Here is a 16,344-nt window from a genome sequence, read left to right on the forward strand (position 1 = left end):
TCCAGACAGCGAAGGTTGCTGTCCGTGCACCACCCGTTTTTGAGCGACTTTTCTCGGATGCACCGCGCCGTGACACGGCTCAATCGATTTTCAGCACGTAAGCGAACTCGCACGGCTCTTTCGCAGGCAGGTTGACGTGTAAGCCGCTTGCATCACGACGCCACTTGATTTCATCCTGGGATCCGAGCAACTTGACCGAGTGAACGTCGATGGATTCATCGCCAGCCTGCTCGGCGAGCGATTGGATCGAGATCTGATTCGATTCGGGCCAATCGAGCAGGATCGCATAGAGCGTGTCGCCCTTCCGAGTAAAGCGAATGTCTTTGGCTGTAAAGGGTTGATCTTTGTGTTCGGCAAGGTGTCCGGTAGTCGTCTTGGTAGGACCTTCGCCGAAACTTTTCCAATAAGTGGTCCCGTAGATCGCTTCGCCATTGATCTGTAGCCACTGGCCGATGCTGAGCAAGATCTCGCGATCTTTTTCGGGGATGGTCCCATCGGCACGAGGCCCAACGTTTAGCAGTAAACAACCATTTTTCGAGACGATGTCGACAAGGTCATCGACCAACCGCCCCGCCGATTTGTACTTTTGGTTTTCGGTGTAGCCCCACGAACTGCTGCTGATCGCGGTGTCGGTCTGCCAAAACGGAACGCGGATCGCATCCATCTTAGAACGTTCAAGATCAAGGACCGCAGCGCCTTCGGGAAAGGCTTGCCATTTGTAATTGATGATGCCGAGGTCGCCCTGCCGCTTCGCCGTCGCGTTGTAGTAATACGCCGCGAAACGCTGCAAGTAGGGTGAATAGTGATTGTCCGAGAAATGCGTGTCGTGGTTGGCGGTAATGCCGAAATCGAACCAGACCAAATCGGGATCGTACTTGTCGACAATCTCGCACGTCCGTGCCAACCAATCCTCTTTGAACTGCTTGTCCTGAGGTTCAAACCGCGATTGGTAATCCGCGGCATCTTCTTTGAATAAAAACGGCATCGGCCGGCCATACAGCCCGGCGTACTTAGGATCGGCGTTATCGAAATCGGGCCGCCGGACGTAATACTTCCAATTGAACGCACGATGGCTGCTCAGTCCAAGCCGCATGCCTCGATCGCGAATCGCCGATCCCAATTCACCGATGATGTCACGCTTCGGTCCCATCTCCGTTGCGTCCCACTCCGTGAAACTGCAGTCGTACATGGGAAACCCATCGTGATGTTCGGCCACGGGCACGACATACTTGGCCCCGGCCTGCTGAAACAGATCGGCCCAGGCGTGCGGATCAAATTTTTCGGCTTTGAATTTCGGAATGAAATCCTTATAGCCAAACTTTGACTGCGGGCCATACGTCGCAATGTGATGTTCGAAAAAATTGTCGCCGCGCCGCTTGGTATCGATATACATTTGCCGCGGATACCACTCGCTACCAAAGGCAGGCACGCTATACACCCCCCAGTGAATGAAAATTCCAAACTTGGCATCCTTGTACCACTGCGGAATCTCGTACTCTTCGAGCGAGTCCCAGGTCGGAGCAAACGGGCCATCACTCACCACCTGATCAATTTGTTCCAGTGCCGCAGGTACCTTGGGATGGGGTGCCAATGGATCAGCGGCCGACAACCGAACCGTCATGCCTTGCGATGCAATGACAAAGGCAATCAGGATCACGACGGACAAAATGGTTTTTGGAATCGTTTGTCGAAACATTTGCACGTTGACTCGTTGTTGTTGGGAAGGACTTGTACTGAATTCATGAACGTCGCAGCATTTGCGTCGCATCACTAAGTGTCGCAGCAATGACGGTCGCGGGAATGATTGTCGTGGGGAAAACCGTGATCGTCATCTGGAACTCGACATCACGCCGTCACCTCAATCATCGCCTTGATGACTCCTGACTTGGGATCGATCCACGAGTCGAACACGTTGGGCACCTCTGCAAACGGCGCGTGGTGTGTGATCCATGGCCCCGTGTTGATCTTGCCCTCTTGGATCAGACGAATGATTCGCTGGAAATCCCGCGGCAATGCATTGCGGCTAGCCAACAACGTCAACTCGCGACGATGAAAGACGGCTGCATGAGGAAATTGTAAATCATTTTGAGTGATGCCAACGTAAGCAACGCGCCCCGCAAAGGCAGCGAACTCAAACGCACGCACCATGCTGTGATTGTTTCCAGTGGCGTCCACGATCACGTCTGCTAAGCGTCCGTCGCCCAGCTGCCGGATCGCTTCGACGTCTTGATCGTTTCCTTTTAACAGCACCGTTTTGGTAACGCCCATTGAATTGGCGACGAAATCGAGTCGCTGCTGATTGATGTCCGCCACGATCACGTTGGCGTCCGCGAGCTTTGCGAATTCCAATGCCGACAATCCAATCGGTCCGGCACCCAGGATCAACGCGTTTTCCCCAGCCTTCGGGGCGCCCCGGTCAACCGCGTGACAGCCGATCGCCAATGTCTCGACCAATGCGGCTTGCTCGTAGGTAAGCGAATCAACCGGGTGCAGTTTTCTCGCCGGCAAGATCACTTGGTCAGTCAGACCGCCATCACACATCACGCCAAAGGTTTGATTGTGTTCGCAACAATTGGTATGTCCTCGCACGCACGAATCGCATTGGCCGCAATTCAAATAGGGCTCGACACAACATCGGTCGCCGGGTTTGACATTGCTCACCCCTGCGCCGACCGCGACAACCTCGACCCCCAGTTCATGTCCTGGGATTCGCGGAAACGCAAAGAACGGGAACTTTCCTAGATAGCAGCCGACGTCGGTGCCGCACACGCCCATGCGGTGAACGCGAACCAACGCCTCCCCCGCCCCCGGGTCACCCGGCTCTGGAATATCGATCTGCTTCCATGTACGTACGTCGCTGATTTGTAACGCTTTCATCGTTAGTTATTCTCCGCTAGCCCTTCACGATGGCTGATATTGTGGACGGGTTCAAATAGTTTCAAAACGTCTGCGAGCAGTTCTTCGTCGATCGGTTGGCTAATCCAATCAGCCCACTTGCGAATGTTCTCGGGATTGGCGCTGCCAGCCACGGTCGTCGCCAAATCGGGATGACTGCACGAAAATTGAAGTGCAAGCTTCGCGATATCAACGCCTCGCTGTTCACAAAGCTCAGCGGCACGACGCGCGGCCTGGCGAACTTCTTGCGAATCTTTATGCCAACTCGGCAGCGGTGCGTTGGTCAACAACCGCGCCGCAAAAGGCCCCGCGTTCATGATCCCGACCCCCTTCGGCCTCAACGCCGGCAACACGTCATCGACAAGCCGTGTGTTCTGCAGCGTGTATTGGTTGTACGACATGATGCAGTCGAGGTCTGCTTGGGCGGCGACTTCGTTAAACGCCTTCATCGGATAGCCGCTGATCCCGACGCAGCGGACCTTGCCTTCGGCTTGCGCCTTCCTGACGGCCGGAAGCGTCTCTTCGATAATTTGTCCGAGCGGCACAAACTCGATGTCATGGCAAAGCACAATGTCGAGATGGTCGGTCCGCAATCGATGCAAGCTGACGTCGATGCTTTCGGCCACCCGCTTTGCCGAAAAATCGAAATGGTTCACGTCGTAGCGGCCTAACTTCGTACAAAGCATGTACTGGTCACGAGGAATATCTTTGAGTGCAACGCCCAACATGACTTCCGACATCCCGCGACCATAGTAGGGCGACGTATCGATCAAGTTCATGCCAAGTTCGAGCGCCGCGTGGACGCTGGCGAAAACCTCAGATATTTCAACGTTGCGAAACTCGGCCCCGAGCGATGACGCTCCGAAGCTAAGGATCGGCAACTCGAGTCCAGTATTGCCAAGGGGACGTGTGGGAAGCGCTGCGACACTCATAAATTTCTCCGGTATTATTGACGACAACTTAACGAAATGTTTCAACAAGTCGTCCGACCTGCGAGTCGGTCTGACCCAATGCGTCTGTATCAGTGTGCCTGTCTCGGTCCACTATCCAGGAACCTGTTTTCACGTCGACCACGGTAGCAACCAGCCGCGACGAACGAACTCTCACGATGCCGCCCTATTGCGTCCCTACGTCCGACCGTCGGTGCGACGTTGGACGCCATCGAATCAAACCATGGGGATCGCAACGGTTCTGCCTCGCTCCTGCAAAATGCGTTTCCGTCCCGCTGTCAATTGCACCCGGCAAATGCGCGTTATTGCGCCATGCTATGATAAAAACGACAGTCCGCGACGCAGGGCAATATGTAATATCCGCAGTGAAGCATTCGCATTTCGTTGGCGATTCACGTATCATTCTAGGTTCCTCCTCGACGCGTCCCATAGCCAAACCTGAACCGCACATGTCATTTCTTAACCTAGACGCATGACCAACGATCCCGACTTTGTCTCGCGCCAAACGCACGACGCGAGACGCTTTTACCTGAACCTGCAGCCGTCAGAGAAACACCCCTTGTCGCTGGTATGTGGCGGCGTCGAGCGGATGAACGCTGACTACGTTGTCCAGCGAACCGATTTTCCCTACTACGCGATCGAGTGGGTCAGCGAAGGCCGCGGGCTACTCAGCATGGGCGGGAAAGAACACGAGTTGGCGATCGGGTCGCTTTTCGTTTACGGTCCCGGCATGCCGCATCGGATCCTCAATTTAGCCCCCGACAATATGCGGAAATATTATCTGGATATCGCGGGGACCGAAGCAGCACAGCGATTAGAGGAACTCGGATTGTTAGAAGGGCGACCGGTCACGATCGGGCGACCGCATGAGTTCGTCGAGCTTTGGAATTTGATTGATCGCGAGGCGCGTGACGCGGGGGATCATGCGGATGCAATCTGTGAAATGTTGATTCGTGTCGTTTTACAGAAGATTCGACAGCGGATGGTTTCTTCGAGACCCGGAGAGTCGTCCGAAGCGTTCCAAACCTTCGAAATGGCACGCCAATTGATCGAAGAGCGATTTCTCGAATTCCGCACCGTTGAAGAGGTTGCCGCCGAGATTGGATTCTCTCCCATCTACCTGTCGCGGCTGTTCAAGCGATTTGCAGGCTCTGGTGCCTACCGCTACCTACTGCGTTTGCGGATGAACTACGCGGCGGAACTGATTCTCGAACGTGGGCTCAAAGTCAACGCCGTCGCCGAACGCCTTCGTTATGCGGATGCGTTTCAATTTTCACGGGCCTTCAAGCGTGTTTACGGAGTCCCACCGAGCTCGCTTTCAAAAACATTTTCCGCCAGCCCGCGGCGATAGACGTTCATCACGCTCGACGAAAACAACGAGATCACATTCACCCTGGCATCAACCGCGTGCTCATTCGCGTATCGGAGTCGCTGCACGAAGTTTACCGTTTCGAATCTGGCCGGTCGTTTTGCCGGGGTTGAACTGCGGATTGGGCGTCGGCAGTTGCGCGCCGACCGATTTTCGCCAGGCAACCAATTTCTTGTACAGCAGTTTTGCTTTTTCCGGTTTCTCATCCACAAGGTTGGTATCCTCGTGAATGTCGCTGCTCAGATCGTACAGCTCTAATGGTTGCCTCCCGAAAACTTCGATCAACTTCCAGTTGCCTGAACGGATCGCGCTGTAGGGCTGAGCTCCCATCGAGTGGTAATGAGGGTAATGCCAAAACAGATCGTCTCGCATCGACGCCATCTGCGGAACCTTCAAATACGGCCGCAGCGATACACCGTCCTGCACGCTCGCAACCTCGCTGGGCAACGTGATTCCCAGCACATCACAAATCGTCGGCACGAGATCCATCGTGATGGCCGGACGATCGCAAAGCACATTGGTCGCTCCCTCGCCGGGCAATCGAATGATCAAAGGGACACGGACTCCGCCCTCGTAGATCCCTCCCTTGCCTTGACGAAGCGGTGCATTGTCAGTCGCCGCCGGTTTCAGCCCGCCATTGTCGCTGGTAAAGATGACTAACGTCTCGTCCCAGATGTCATGTTCTCGCAGCTTCGCAACGATTCGTCCGACGGCCTCATCGACACTCTCAACCATTGCCGCGTAGCGAACGTTGGTATGCGTTCGGTGCGGATTCGCCTGGAGCTTCGCTTCGTATTTTTTTATCAGATCGGGGCGTCCCATCAGCGGCGTGTGCACGTTGTAGAACGAAAAATTCATGAAGAACGGCTTCTTCGCTTTGGCCAACCGATCAATCAACAATTCTGCTTCGGTGGCCAAACGATCGGTCAAGTACTCGCCTTTTCGTTCCTCGTCCGAGCGGCCGCCTTTAGGAAGCGTTTCATAGATCGAATTCTTCTTTTGTTCAGCTAATCCCTTTCCTTTCCCATAAGGCCAAAAATAGCTCGGCGGTGCCCCTTTTTCGCAGCCACCCACATTGACATCGAAACCATGGGCTTGTGGGTAAAAATCGGGATCCGGACTGTCTTCCTTTCCGGTGGTGTAACCGTCACGATGGGCTAAGTGCCACTTGCCGAGGTGCACGCAGGTGTATCCATACGGTTCGAGCATCTCCGGCAAAGTAACATGTTCTTTCTCGAGCACCTGGGTCCACGATGGAATCGTCATGGGGGTGTTCACGAAAGAGTGACCAGGAATGAAGTCGGTCACATGCAACCGCGCCGGCGACTGGCCCGTCATCAGTGCGGCCCGACTCGGCGAACAAACCGTACACGCAGCGTAGCCATTGGTAAAACGCACGCCGCTTTGGGCGAGCGCATCGATATTGGGTGTTTCATAGAAATCGCTGCCGGTGCATCCTAGGTCTGTCCATCCCATGTCGTCGACAAAAAACAACACGACGTGACGCGGAGCCGCCTTCGCAGAAACCGATCCCCAAAACAGACAGACGAAGGCAATCAACAAAACTCGGCTTGTCAGTTTCATGGGGATCTCCATTGGTATGCAACAGGCGGGGCGAAGCAACGCTCAAAGTCTATAGACGCACGGTGAAAACGCAAGCCGCAGCGGAGACATGCGAGGAATTGACGGCAGTGACGTCAGGACAAGTCTTACTAGCGAACACGGGCCGACAAATCGCCAATTCCATCACAGGCGAGCATCCACGACTCCGATGTCACGGAGTCACCGCAGACCAATGAATTCGATCTTCTCAAAATATTCCACATCCCCGGTAAGTGATTTATCCACTCCGTGCGAAAAGATTCCGCTATCCCCCCGTCAAATCGAAAAACACTGAATAGAATGGCAGCTTGATATTGTATTTGATTTCCAAAGCCCCCCCGATTTTCTCTGGCTCCCTGGTTCTGGGAGCGTCAGAGTCGCGGGGGCCTGCAAAATCGCTAGAAACCTAAGTCGCGTCGTTTTGTATCCGCTGGGAGCATCCCTTGAAGAAGCTGTTGTTTGTGTTTTTGCTTTTTGCCAATTTGGCACACGCGGAACGATCAAATTTTGACGAAGGCTGGAAATTCCAGCTTGGCGACGATTCCAAAGCAGCGGAAACCGCGTTTGACGATCGTCCGTGGCGCACTTTGGATGTGCCACACGACTGGAGCATCGAAGGCGAGTATCGCAAGGACAATCCGATGGGTGGTACAAGCGGATACCTTCCCGCCGGCATCGGCTGGTACCGCAAGACGATTTCGATTCCCAACGATTGGAAGGGAAAGCATGTCGAGATCGCCTTTGACGGGGTCTACATGAACAGCACCGTGTGGGCCAACGGGCAAAAACTTGGCACGCGGCCCTATGGATGGAGCTCGTTTGCTTACAACCTCAGCGACATTGTCGACGCTGCGGATCACCTCACCATCGCGGTCCGCGTGGACAATGAAAAACAACCATCCGCACGTTGGTATACCGGGAGCGGGATTTATGCCCATACGTGGATCGATGTAAAGAATCAAGTTCATGTCGCCCGCGATGGTGTCTTCGTCCGCACCTCTGCAGACACCGTCAACATCGATGCAGAAATCCGCAATACCGGTGACACAACTAAAACGGTCGATGTTGAGGTTGCAATTGTTGATCCATCCGGCCAAACGGTGCAGACCCAAACCAAGTCGCTGGGCGTTGCCCCGACGGAACTTCAAGAGTCCAACTTCGAGTTGGAAGTGCCCAACCCTCAGCGCTGGGACATTGATTCGCCACAGCTCTATCAGGCCATTGTCAAACTGTCCGCCAATGGACAAACGCTCGATACATCCACAACCCGGTTCGGATTTCGCGATGTTCAGTGGAAGCCCGAAACCGGCATGTGGCTGAACGGAAGAAACGTCAAACTGCGTGGCGTGTGCAATCATCAAGACGCCGGCGCACTCGGCGCTGCAGTGCCAGACAAAATACTGCGTTTTCGCATCGAGCAACTCAAGGCAATGGGTTGTAACGCCATCCGCACCTCGCACAACCCGCAAACGCCGCTGTTCTATGACATCTGTGACGAAGTCGGCATGCTGGTGATGGACGAGATATTTGACGGTTGGAAAAAGAAGGCCCAACACGACTACGGTCGCTACTTTTTTCGAGAATGGTGGCGACGTGATCTGAGCGACTGGATTCGCCGCGACCGTAACCATCCCTCCGTGGTGATTTGGAGCGTCGGGAATGAGACGGGCGGATCAGTCGGAGCCGATTTGGTCGCCCTTTGCCACGAACTTGATCCCACGCGTCCTGTCACCTCAGGCCACTCCGGATCGCAGTGGATGGATGTACTCGGGGTCAACGGCAGCAGCGAAAAGGTGGGGTGGTTCGACCAATTGGAAGACGACCGAGTCTTCATCGGAACCGAAAACACGCATACGTGGCAAGTGCGTGGCTATTACCGCACCAAAACTTGGTATCGTGATGGCGGCCCGGACGTCAACAAGGCTGTCCACGAAATTCCCGACCTCACCGAAACCGAAGTCTTTACTCACGATTGGATTCGAGAAGCGGAGCGAGGAAATCGCAAACAAGTCTTCAATTCCAGCTACGACAATGCAACCGTTCGCACCACGGCTCGCCATAACATCGAACAACTTCGCGACATCCCGAAATTTGCAGGATCGTTCCGCTGGACCGGTCACGACTATATCGGCGAAGCCTCGTACGTGCACGGCGGTTGGCCTTTCAAAGCCTTCATGGGTGGCGCGATCGACCTCGCCAATTTTGAAAAGGACTTGTACTATCTTTACCAGAGCCAGTGGACCGACGAGCCGATGGTGCACATCCTGCCCCACTGGACGCATCCAAAGGTAGAACCGGAAACGGAGATCCCCGTGTGGGTCTATTCCAACTGTTCCGAAGTCGAACTGTTCTTCGCAGGCCAATCGCTTGGCAAACAGAAACCGGGACGAAAATGGAATGAAATGCAGTGCCAGTGGATGGTCCCGTGGAAACCGGGCGAATTGAAGGCGGTCGGATACAATGACAACCAACCGATCGTCGAAACGACCGTCCGTACCGCGGATGCTCCGGCCAAGATTGCACTGTCGATCGACGGCGAGCCGCTGTCCAGCACCGGCAAAGACATCGTGCAGATACGCGTGACCGCCACCGACAACAAAGGTGAGATGTATCCCTACGGTGAAAACCGCACCTTTTTCCGGGTGATCGGTCCCGCGCGGATCCGTGCCCTGGACAACGGCAGTCCCGTGGATGTCGAGAAACATGTCCAAACGGATAACCGCATCGCCTTCAACGGACTAACACGAGGCTATGTCGAGGCGACTGGCGATTCCGGCGATATTGCACTGGTGGCCAGCTGCATCCTCGGCGAAAAGAAACAAGTCACTTCGAACGTCGTCAACATCGACACTCAGGTACTGGGGCTCCGCGGCAACACTCCGCAGCTTGACATCGAAGTCTTCTACACCACCGACGGGTCAACACCGACGCGAACTTCCACGCCCTACACCGGAGCTTTCCCGGTGCCGCTTGACACCACCGTCAAAGCACTCGTCACGGTCAATGGCGAACCGTTCCAGACATTGCAAGAACGGTTTGTGCTGGACGAGGGCTTTGTGTGGAACGATCCATCGGATGCTCCGGCTGCGTCCCAGCCCGGAAGCGAACAGGCCGAAGACGCCGCACTGAGCGGAGCGAAGATCAAATCACAAGGCAACGGATTCCACGGCAAAGGATACGTGGATTTCGGCCAATCGCAGGGTGGTTATGTGCAGTGGTATCAAGAAAACGACGGCGATGTCCGACAAGCAGAGTTGGTGATCCGCTACAGTGGAAAGCATCCGAAACGCCCGGGGCGTTTTATCAAAGTGACCGTGAACGGCCAAGTCGTCAAGGATCGCCTGCTGCTACCAAACGCCCAGAATTGGGGGCAAGATTGGAAAACCGTCAGTGTGCCCATCCGGCTCGGACGGGGTGCAAACACAATCCGGTTGACGACGGTCGAAAACGGCGGCATGTATATCGATGAAATCTCGATCAAATGATGCGGGAATCGGTGGCCGTGGTATATAGCGACAGCAAGTTGCGGCCGCACCGATGACCGCGGCCGTTTGCCTTTGCCGTTGTGGTCGCATTAGCCTGCCAACGCGACTGCATGCCTACTGCGGTGAAGGAGTCCATCCGATTTTTTGCTTCATAGTCGATCGGGCCAAGGCTTCGCACCGGTGACGCCAGCTTGTACATTGGGTGCTAAATCCGTTAACAACGCCGTCGACCTTGGCTTACCGCGAAATGAATTGCGGATTAACAACCGGTCGCACTCGTCCCTTATCAAACGACAACCGAAAGATTGCTGGAATGAAACGAATCGAGAGCAGCATTTTAATTACACTATTTTGGGTAGTAATGATCGGACACGCAGCTGCGGACGACGGAATGCGAATCCGTCTGCTGATCGACTCGGACGCCAACAACGAAACCGATGACCAACACGCCATCGCCTATGCGTTACTGAGTCGTGATAAGTTCGAGGTTGAGGGGATCACGGTCAACAAGACGCACAACGGCGGCGACGTCGACGAGCAAATGGCCGAAGCCGAGCGTGTTGTCAAACTTTGCGGTTTCTATCCGCAGTTACCCGTGTTCAAAGGGGCCAATGGCAGTTTCGCAGAGATTCTGCCGCATCTCGATGAACCGGTTTATGATGGCAAGGAAGCGGTCGACTTCATCATCAAGCAAGCCAAAAAACAATGCGACCGCAAACTGGTGCTATTGCCGATTGGAAAACTAACCAACATCGCGCTGGCGCTGGCAAAGGATCCTTCGATCATCCCCAACATCCGAATTGTGTGGCTCGGCTCGAACTACCCTCGGCCTGGCGAGTACAACCTGACTGCGGACCTGACCTGTATCGACTACGTTCTATCGCTTCCGGTCGACTTTGAAATGGTGACAGTTCGCTACGATGACCCGTCGGGAAGCTGGGGTGTGAAGGCCTACCAACAAGACATTTTTGACAAGATGCCTGGAATGGGACCCCAGGTCGATGTCCGCGTCGAAGGTCGTCACGGCGGCACCTTCACCACGTTTGGCGACTATTCGGTCAGCCTGTACCGGCATGCACCGCAGCATGGCGATCCTCCGTTCCGCTCCTTCTTCGACGCAACGGCGGTGGCCGTCCTGAAAGACCCCAAACTTGGCAAGGCCATCGAGGTACCGCGGCCGGCACTGAACGGTCGAGGCTGGGTGGAACGCCCGAAAAACCCGCTGAAGATGGTACTATGGCAGGACTTTGACGGACCGGCCATCATGCAAGACTTCTTCAACGTGATCGACGCCGCCACAGCGGAGTGATCGCCAAACGTACGGCCGTCGTGGTAAAGCGTTTTTCCGCCCAGGCGGTACAAGGTTAGCGTAGCGGAAGTCGTCAACGGCTTGTTGTTTTAGTCGTACGATGGACTTCCTAGTCCGTCGAATCCACCATTGACGGACTAGGAAGTCCATCCTACACCCCGTGCCGCAGGAACCTTCACTAATCCAACAAACCGCCAAGACTTTCATCCCACGACGTATCCCTCTCGAAACGCTTGGCGGCTTGCTAATCCAATCCAATCGCGAATCGCAACACTGAGCCGCGGGCCGTCAGGCACCGGATACCGCGTGGGACCCGGCCGCTGACGCGTCACGGCTCACTAAATCAACAAACCGATTGACAACGTACGGATTTATCCCTTGCGCTAAGCTAGATGGAGCAATAACAGAAACGCCACTGCAAGCATCGCGACAACTTGGACGATATTAAAGCCCCGAGGTAGTCGCTGCCTCTCAATAAGGCACAGCAATTGCTGATAGAGAAACGAAGTTAACCATTTCTTGACTTCAACTTCCTTCTCCGTTTGACGTCCGCAATTATGTTCGCATTCTTCTCCAACCGACTCGGCTGCATTGGCTCGATAATCGTTTCCTTGATTGGGACCGCCGTCCTGTTTTTACTGATGGGATGGTTGTAAAGCATGCAGTGACGGGGGAAACAGGTGCAGGTTGCCGCCCGCCATCTCGGTTCGGTCAATCGCGGTTGCGGCGACATACGCCATCCACCATCCCAGCGCGACCTGTGACGGGTAGTGATCGTCATCATTGACTCGCGACAGCGGGCCGAGCAACGAACCTGCGTAGAAGGTTGCTTTTAAAAAAAGGACGATCGGTCATCTTGGCCGCATTGATGAAGGGCAGCGACGACATAAAGGCATGACCGCTGACGCCATTGTTGTCTTGAAACGGAAGCCAACGAGAACCGCGAACCTTTTCACCGGGCCGCGAACCTCCGGTCAGCCGCTGAGCCAGTATCAATGGCGGCGCCCCGACCAGGAATGATCTCATCGAACGCTCGCCCCATCGTCCAGTCATCACCATCATTGGCGATTCATCAAAATAGCCGCCCGCTGCCCAGGCCGCTGCGAAAATGGGTAGCGTATAGCGACCATTGCCTAGCTCCTTGCTGCTGTGCAGTCCCTCGAACCAATCATCACTCGTCGCGCCGCGAACGATGGTTTGAAAATGATCCTGTATCTCTTGATCTAGCTGGGTATTGGCGACGGCCGCACCAATCAAAAAACTGCCGGCAATCAGTTTCAGTGAACCGATGTCATAATAGTTTCGCTGATCTGAAATGATCCGCTGCCACAGTGTGCCGCGGTCGATCGCAGACCGCGCGGCACTCTGCGTTTCACATTCGATCAGGTAAGGTTCAATTAGGGTAGGGTCATTAATCGCGACCATGGGCGAGTCGCCGGAAGCCGTCAGCGATTCCACTGCTTGCTCACCCGAAGCGTCCGTCGCCAACGAAAACGATGGCATCTGCACGAACGCCGACAAGTCGTCGGCGCGAGAATCCGTCGACCAGGCCATGATGACCACCGCGACGAAGGGACAAAAAGCGACTGCGAAAAAACGAAACCAACGCGTCAGCAAATCGATCATCGTGGGCTCTCTCTCCTTGCGGACACGTCGTGATGGTGATGTAGCATATGGTGCCCGCGTACAGTCGCTCACTAAGCCTGTTCGGCAACCACTCACCGCTAACCGCACAGCTTTCAACGGAGACTCGCCCGGCGATTGCGACGGTGGACCATGAGTTCTCGGGAGTCCCCTTCTATCTGGACCGCAACGACATTCAAAACTTTCTGGATTTTCACGATCATGGACTGAGCGACTTTGTGACGGCCAACCGCTCTGCTGTGCTCATCGTCGATCATCGAATCGCACCAGAAGAACTGCGGAAACAGTTACCCGAGGAAACGAGCCTTACCGAGATCGGCCATCGTGCGTCCGCGTGTATTTACAGAGCGAAAGTAAGCCCGCAAGTTCCCAAGATCGCAAACGCGGCAAGCGCTTCGTCGAATCAATTGACACCGCAGCGAAATCGACAATGAAATCGGTGCGAATTGGATAGCTCGCTTTCTGAGCGGCTCGCGGCGAGTCGTCCGGTTTGTGGCGGATTATCGTTCGACAAACCCGTCAACATCTTCTAAGTGGATTCGCTTCCTCTCGTCCGGGGCACGTGTTTCCAGTTGAACGTTGTCGAAATGAATGTTCTTGGCATGACGGATGTAGGCACCCCAAGCCGGCAGTACGCCAAAGAAGAACTGTTCTGGATAGCGATCAACGTCTTCAGACACCGTGCGTTGAACATCTTCCTTCGTCCCGTGTCCAGGAAACGAGATTCTGATATTTCGCAACGTGACATCCTCGACGAAGTGACCGGGGATGCCCGTAATCATAATCGGTCCGGCTTTGGACTTCTCGGCGTCAGTGATTTGTGAACTCTCCTTCGCTTTGACGTTCTTGTAGCTTGCCCGTTCCGCACGCTCTCTATCCTCAATCGTGACGGATGCAATGACGTCGCTGATTCGAATGTTTTTCAGCGTTCCAACGGGTGGTTTTTCTTTATCGTTATCGTCGAAGGTGTTTCCCCGGTCTCCCAACCGTATAAAAATCGGGCACCCGACATCTTCCATCGTGATTCTTGAGATTGCGACGTTTTCCATTCGTCCGCCGTCGACCAATTGAAGCTTAATGGCCCCCATTGGACTATCGTAGAAAAAGCAATTGGTCACTTTCACATCGACAAAGCCGCCCCGTGACGACGTCCCGAATTTCAGCGGAGCTGTGTTGCTGGACACCTTGCACTGACGCACGACGATGTTCCGGCATGGATACTTAGAACTCTTCAAACAGATCGCGTCATCGCCGGAATCAATATCGCAGTTTTCAATCAGAACGTTCTCGCATCCGTCCAGATCGATTCCGTCGTTGTTGAAGTTGTTGTTGCGAAATCGGATGGTCAATGAGTCGAAATGAATGTTCTTACAGTCAATCAGGTGCAATCCCCAGAATGCCGGTCGCTTCCACGTCACCCCCGAGAACTTCAGCCCGTCGCAGTTGACCATCCGCAGTAGCCGCGGACGAACCCCTCGATTCTTGCCACCCGAGCGAAGTCGAGGGAAGTTCTCTGGAGTCCCTCTGCCATCAATAACCCCCAAGCCTTCAATTGCAATGTTGGTTGCCCCATTTGCATAAATCAGACAATGCGGGGATCCTTCCCTCGGTTGATCGATGTTTTCGGTCCTATAGTCCGCTTGGTTCGTACTGCCAAGTAGATTGGCGCCATGGTCGAGCGAAAGGGTGACGTTGCTCTTCAATTCGACCGTGCCAATCTGATAATCGCCTGCAGGCACGCGTACGATCCCGCCACCTGAGTCATGACAGATGTCAATGGACTCCTGAATCGCATCGGTTTCCAACGCAACTCCATCACCGATCGCACCAAAGTCCTTGATGTTGACCATCTTGGTGAACGTCGTTGCGCCGTCATCGGCAACCACACTCTCCGAATTACACAAATGCGATGAAACGACTCCCAGCAGCACTGCTGCCGCGATCAACATGACTGGCGATTGTCGGTTCATCTGCATTTCTCCAGATTTCAGTTCGAAACGGTTTCAATTCTACCAGCCAGTAGGCATGCTACATGGCTTTGCATAAACGAATACACTAAACCTCCGATATCGTAATCGAGTTGTCAGTAGTCGTGTCGGTTTCGATCTCAAATAGGTGCAGCGTGATGACGTCGAGGTTTGCGGCGTGTCGCTGAATGACTGATGGTTCGACCGCGAATGTTGCAACACAGTATGGTCATCTCGTTGTAAATTATTAGAAATCCGCAATCACTAACATCGATTGGCTGTTCTAAAACTTCCCCCCTTCGTATCCCATCGGATACTTGGTTTTCACGTTACGACCAATCATACCCCCGCATGTCCCATCTCTCTTCGAGCCAGTTGCCGTCGAATTTACCACGGCGTTTTGAATCGACGCGATGGTCGATCGTGGCCGACGCTCGCCACGGTACGCCGGCCAGTGCACGGGTTGCGCTTCAGGAGCTGTGCCGAGCCTATTGGTACCCGATTTATTCTTTCGTCCGTCGCAAGGGGCTGGCGCCGGAATCCGCCCAGGATGTCACTCAGTCGTTCTTCGTGCGGGTCTTGGAGCGTGATTTTTTCGATGCGGCAAATCCGCACCGCGGGCGTCTGCGATCCTTTCTGCTAAAGGCTGCACAAAACCATCTCATTTCTTGCCAACGATCCGACGCCGCGTTGAAACGCTCGCCGCAGCGAGCGATCCTATCGCTGAATCAATTAGAATCCGAAGCCCGCTTTCAGCTCGAACCGAGCGACGTCCAGACTGCCGAACGCAGTTTTGAACGACAGTGGGCGTTGACGGTGATCCAACGTGCGATGGACCGATTGGCAACAGAATTGACGGATAAACTGGGGTCGCAACATGCCGCGCGTCTGATGCAGTTGTTGACGGGCCAAGCCGAGGACGTCTCGCTGGCCGCCGCCGCCACCGAACTGCAGACGACCGAAGCGGCAATGAAAGTTCGCATGCACCGAATTCGTGGGCGGTATCGCCAGATCTTGCGTTTGGAAGTCGCCGATACGGTCAGCGAAACGGTCGATGTTGACGAGGAATTAAGAAATTTGCTGGATGCCCTGTAACTTGGTCTGGCATTTTGCGTAGTTGAGG

11 protein-coding genes are annotated in these 16,344 nt (G+C 54.6%); 5 read left to right on the forward strand and 6 right to left on the reverse strand.

Going from position 1 to position 16,344, the window contains the following annotated elements:
• Window positions 1-79: 79 nt before the first annotated feature.
• From ABEA92_RS20805 to ABEA92_RS20815, 3 genes are all read right to left on the reverse strand, one after another.
• Window positions 80-1,621, reverse strand: a complete 1,542-nt coding sequence (locus ABEA92_RS20805; protein WP_345686106.1) for an alpha-L-fucosidase — start codon at window positions 1,619-1,621, stop codon at window positions 80-82.
• A gap of 224 nt (window positions 1,622-1,845) precedes the next feature.
• A complete protein-coding gene (locus ABEA92_RS20810) occupies window positions 1,846-2,877 on the reverse strand; it encodes a zinc-binding alcohol dehydrogenase family protein (RefSeq protein WP_345685798.1) in 1,032 nt (343 codons plus the stop codon).
• A 2-nt stretch (window positions 2,878-2,879) separates the two neighbouring features.
• Window positions 2,880-3,827 (reverse strand): aldo/keto reductase, encoded by a 948-nt coding sequence (locus ABEA92_RS20815; RefSeq protein ID WP_345685800.1) that lies wholly within the window; start codon window positions 3,825-3,827, stop codon window positions 2,880-2,882.
• A 490-nt stretch (window positions 3,828-4,317) separates the two neighbouring features.
• Here ABEA92_RS20815 and ABEA92_RS20820 point away from each other — a divergent pair, with 490 nt between their 5' ends.
• Window positions 4,318-5,196, forward strand: coding sequence for an AraC family transcriptional regulator (locus tag ABEA92_RS20820; RefSeq protein WP_345685802.1), 879 nt, complete (start codon window positions 4,318-4,320; stop codon window positions 5,194-5,196).
• A gap of 60 nt (window positions 5,197-5,256) precedes the next feature.
• On the opposite strand, the gene ABEA92_RS20825 is transcribed toward ABEA92_RS20820, so the two are convergent.
• Complete coding sequence (locus ABEA92_RS20825) at window positions 5,257-6,798, reverse strand: sulfatase (RefSeq protein WP_345685804.1); 1,542 nt, start codon at window positions 6,796-6,798, stop codon at window positions 5,257-5,259.
• 461 nt (window positions 6,799-7,259) lie between these two features.
• Between ABEA92_RS20825 and ABEA92_RS20830 the strand changes: the two genes are divergently transcribed.
• Window positions 7,260-10,301, forward strand: a complete 3,042-nt coding sequence (locus ABEA92_RS20830; protein ID WP_345685806.1) for a glycoside hydrolase family 2 TIM barrel-domain containing protein — start codon at window positions 7,260-7,262, stop codon at window positions 10,299-10,301.
• 361 nt (window positions 10,302-10,662) lie between these two features.
• Window positions 10,663-11,610, forward strand: coding sequence for a nucleoside hydrolase (locus ABEA92_RS20835; RefSeq protein ID WP_345685808.1), 948 nt, complete (start codon window positions 10,663-10,665; stop codon window positions 11,608-11,610).
• Window positions 11,611-12,390: 780 nt separating this feature from the next.
• Here the strand turns inward: ABEA92_RS20835 and ABEA92_RS20840 are convergent.
• Complete coding sequence (locus ABEA92_RS20840) at window positions 12,391-13,236, reverse strand: hypothetical protein (protein WP_345685810.1); 846 nt, start codon at window positions 13,234-13,236, stop codon at window positions 12,391-12,393.
• Between the two features lie 143 nt (window positions 13,237-13,379).
• On the opposite strand from ABEA92_RS20840, the gene ABEA92_RS20845 reads away from it, so the two are divergent.
• Window positions 13,380-13,688 carry a hypothetical protein gene (locus tag ABEA92_RS20845; RefSeq protein WP_345685812.1) on the forward strand — a complete coding sequence of 103 codons (309 nt, stop codon included), beginning with the start codon at window positions 13,380-13,382 and terminating at the stop codon, window positions 13,686-13,688.
• Window positions 13,689-13,754: 66 nt separating this feature from the next.
• Here the strand turns inward: ABEA92_RS20845 and ABEA92_RS20850 are convergent, their stop codons facing one another.
• The gene (locus tag ABEA92_RS20850) at window positions 13,755-15,224 is read right to left on the reverse strand and encodes a glycoside hydrolase family 28 protein (protein ID WP_345685814.1); all 1,470 of its coding nucleotides are present in this window, start codon (window positions 15,222-15,224) and stop codon (window positions 13,755-13,757) included.
• A gap of 348 nt (window positions 15,225-15,572) precedes the next feature.
• Between ABEA92_RS20850 and ABEA92_RS20855 the strand changes: the two genes are divergently transcribed.
• Window positions 15,573-16,316: an RNA polymerase sigma factor gene (locus tag ABEA92_RS20855; RefSeq protein WP_345685816.1), complete on the forward strand. Its 744-nt coding sequence runs from the start codon at window positions 15,573-15,575 to the stop codon at window positions 16,314-16,316.
• The last annotated feature ends 28 nt before the right edge of the window (window positions 16,317-16,344 follow it).

Origin of the sequence: Novipirellula caenicola (genome assembly GCF_039545035.1) — a bacterium.
In the GTDB taxonomy this organism is placed as follows: Bacteria; Planctomycetota; Planctomycetia; order Pirellulales; family Pirellulaceae; genus Novipirellula; species Novipirellula caenicola.

Coding starts and splice junctions, on each gene's coding strand:
- ABEA92_RS20805 (WP_345686106.1), bottom strand. CDS start 1,621: ATGACGGTTCGGTTGTCGGCCGCTGATCCATTGGCACCCCATCCCAAG.
- ABEA92_RS20810 (WP_345685798.1), bottom strand. CDS start 2,877: ATGAAAGCGTTACAAATCAGCGACGTACGTACATGGAAGCAGATCGAT.
- ABEA92_RS20815 (WP_345685800.1), bottom strand. CDS start 3,827: ATGAGTGTCGCAGCGCTTCCCACACGTCCCCTTGGCAATACTGGACTC.
- ABEA92_RS20820 (WP_345685802.1), top strand. CDS start 4,318: ATGACCAACGATCCCGACTTTGTCTCGCGCCAAACGCACGACGCGAGA.
- ABEA92_RS20825 (WP_345685804.1), bottom strand. CDS start 6,798: ATGAAACTGACAAGCCGAGTTTTGTTGATTGCCTTCGTCTGTCTGTTT.
- ABEA92_RS20835 (WP_345685808.1), top strand. CDS start 10,663: ATGATCGGACACGCAGCTGCGGACGACGGAATGCGAATCCGTCTGCTG.
- ABEA92_RS20840 (WP_345685810.1), bottom strand. CDS start 13,236: ATGATCGATTTGCTGACGCGTTGGTTTCGTTTTTTCGCAGTCGCTTTT.
- ABEA92_RS20850 (WP_345685814.1), bottom strand. CDS start 15,224: ATGAACCGACAATCGCCAGTCATGTTGATCGCGGCAGCAGTGCTGCTG.
- ABEA92_RS20855 (WP_345685816.1), top strand. CDS start 15,573: ATGTCCCATCTCTCTTCGAGCCAGTTGCCGTCGAATTTACCACGGCGT.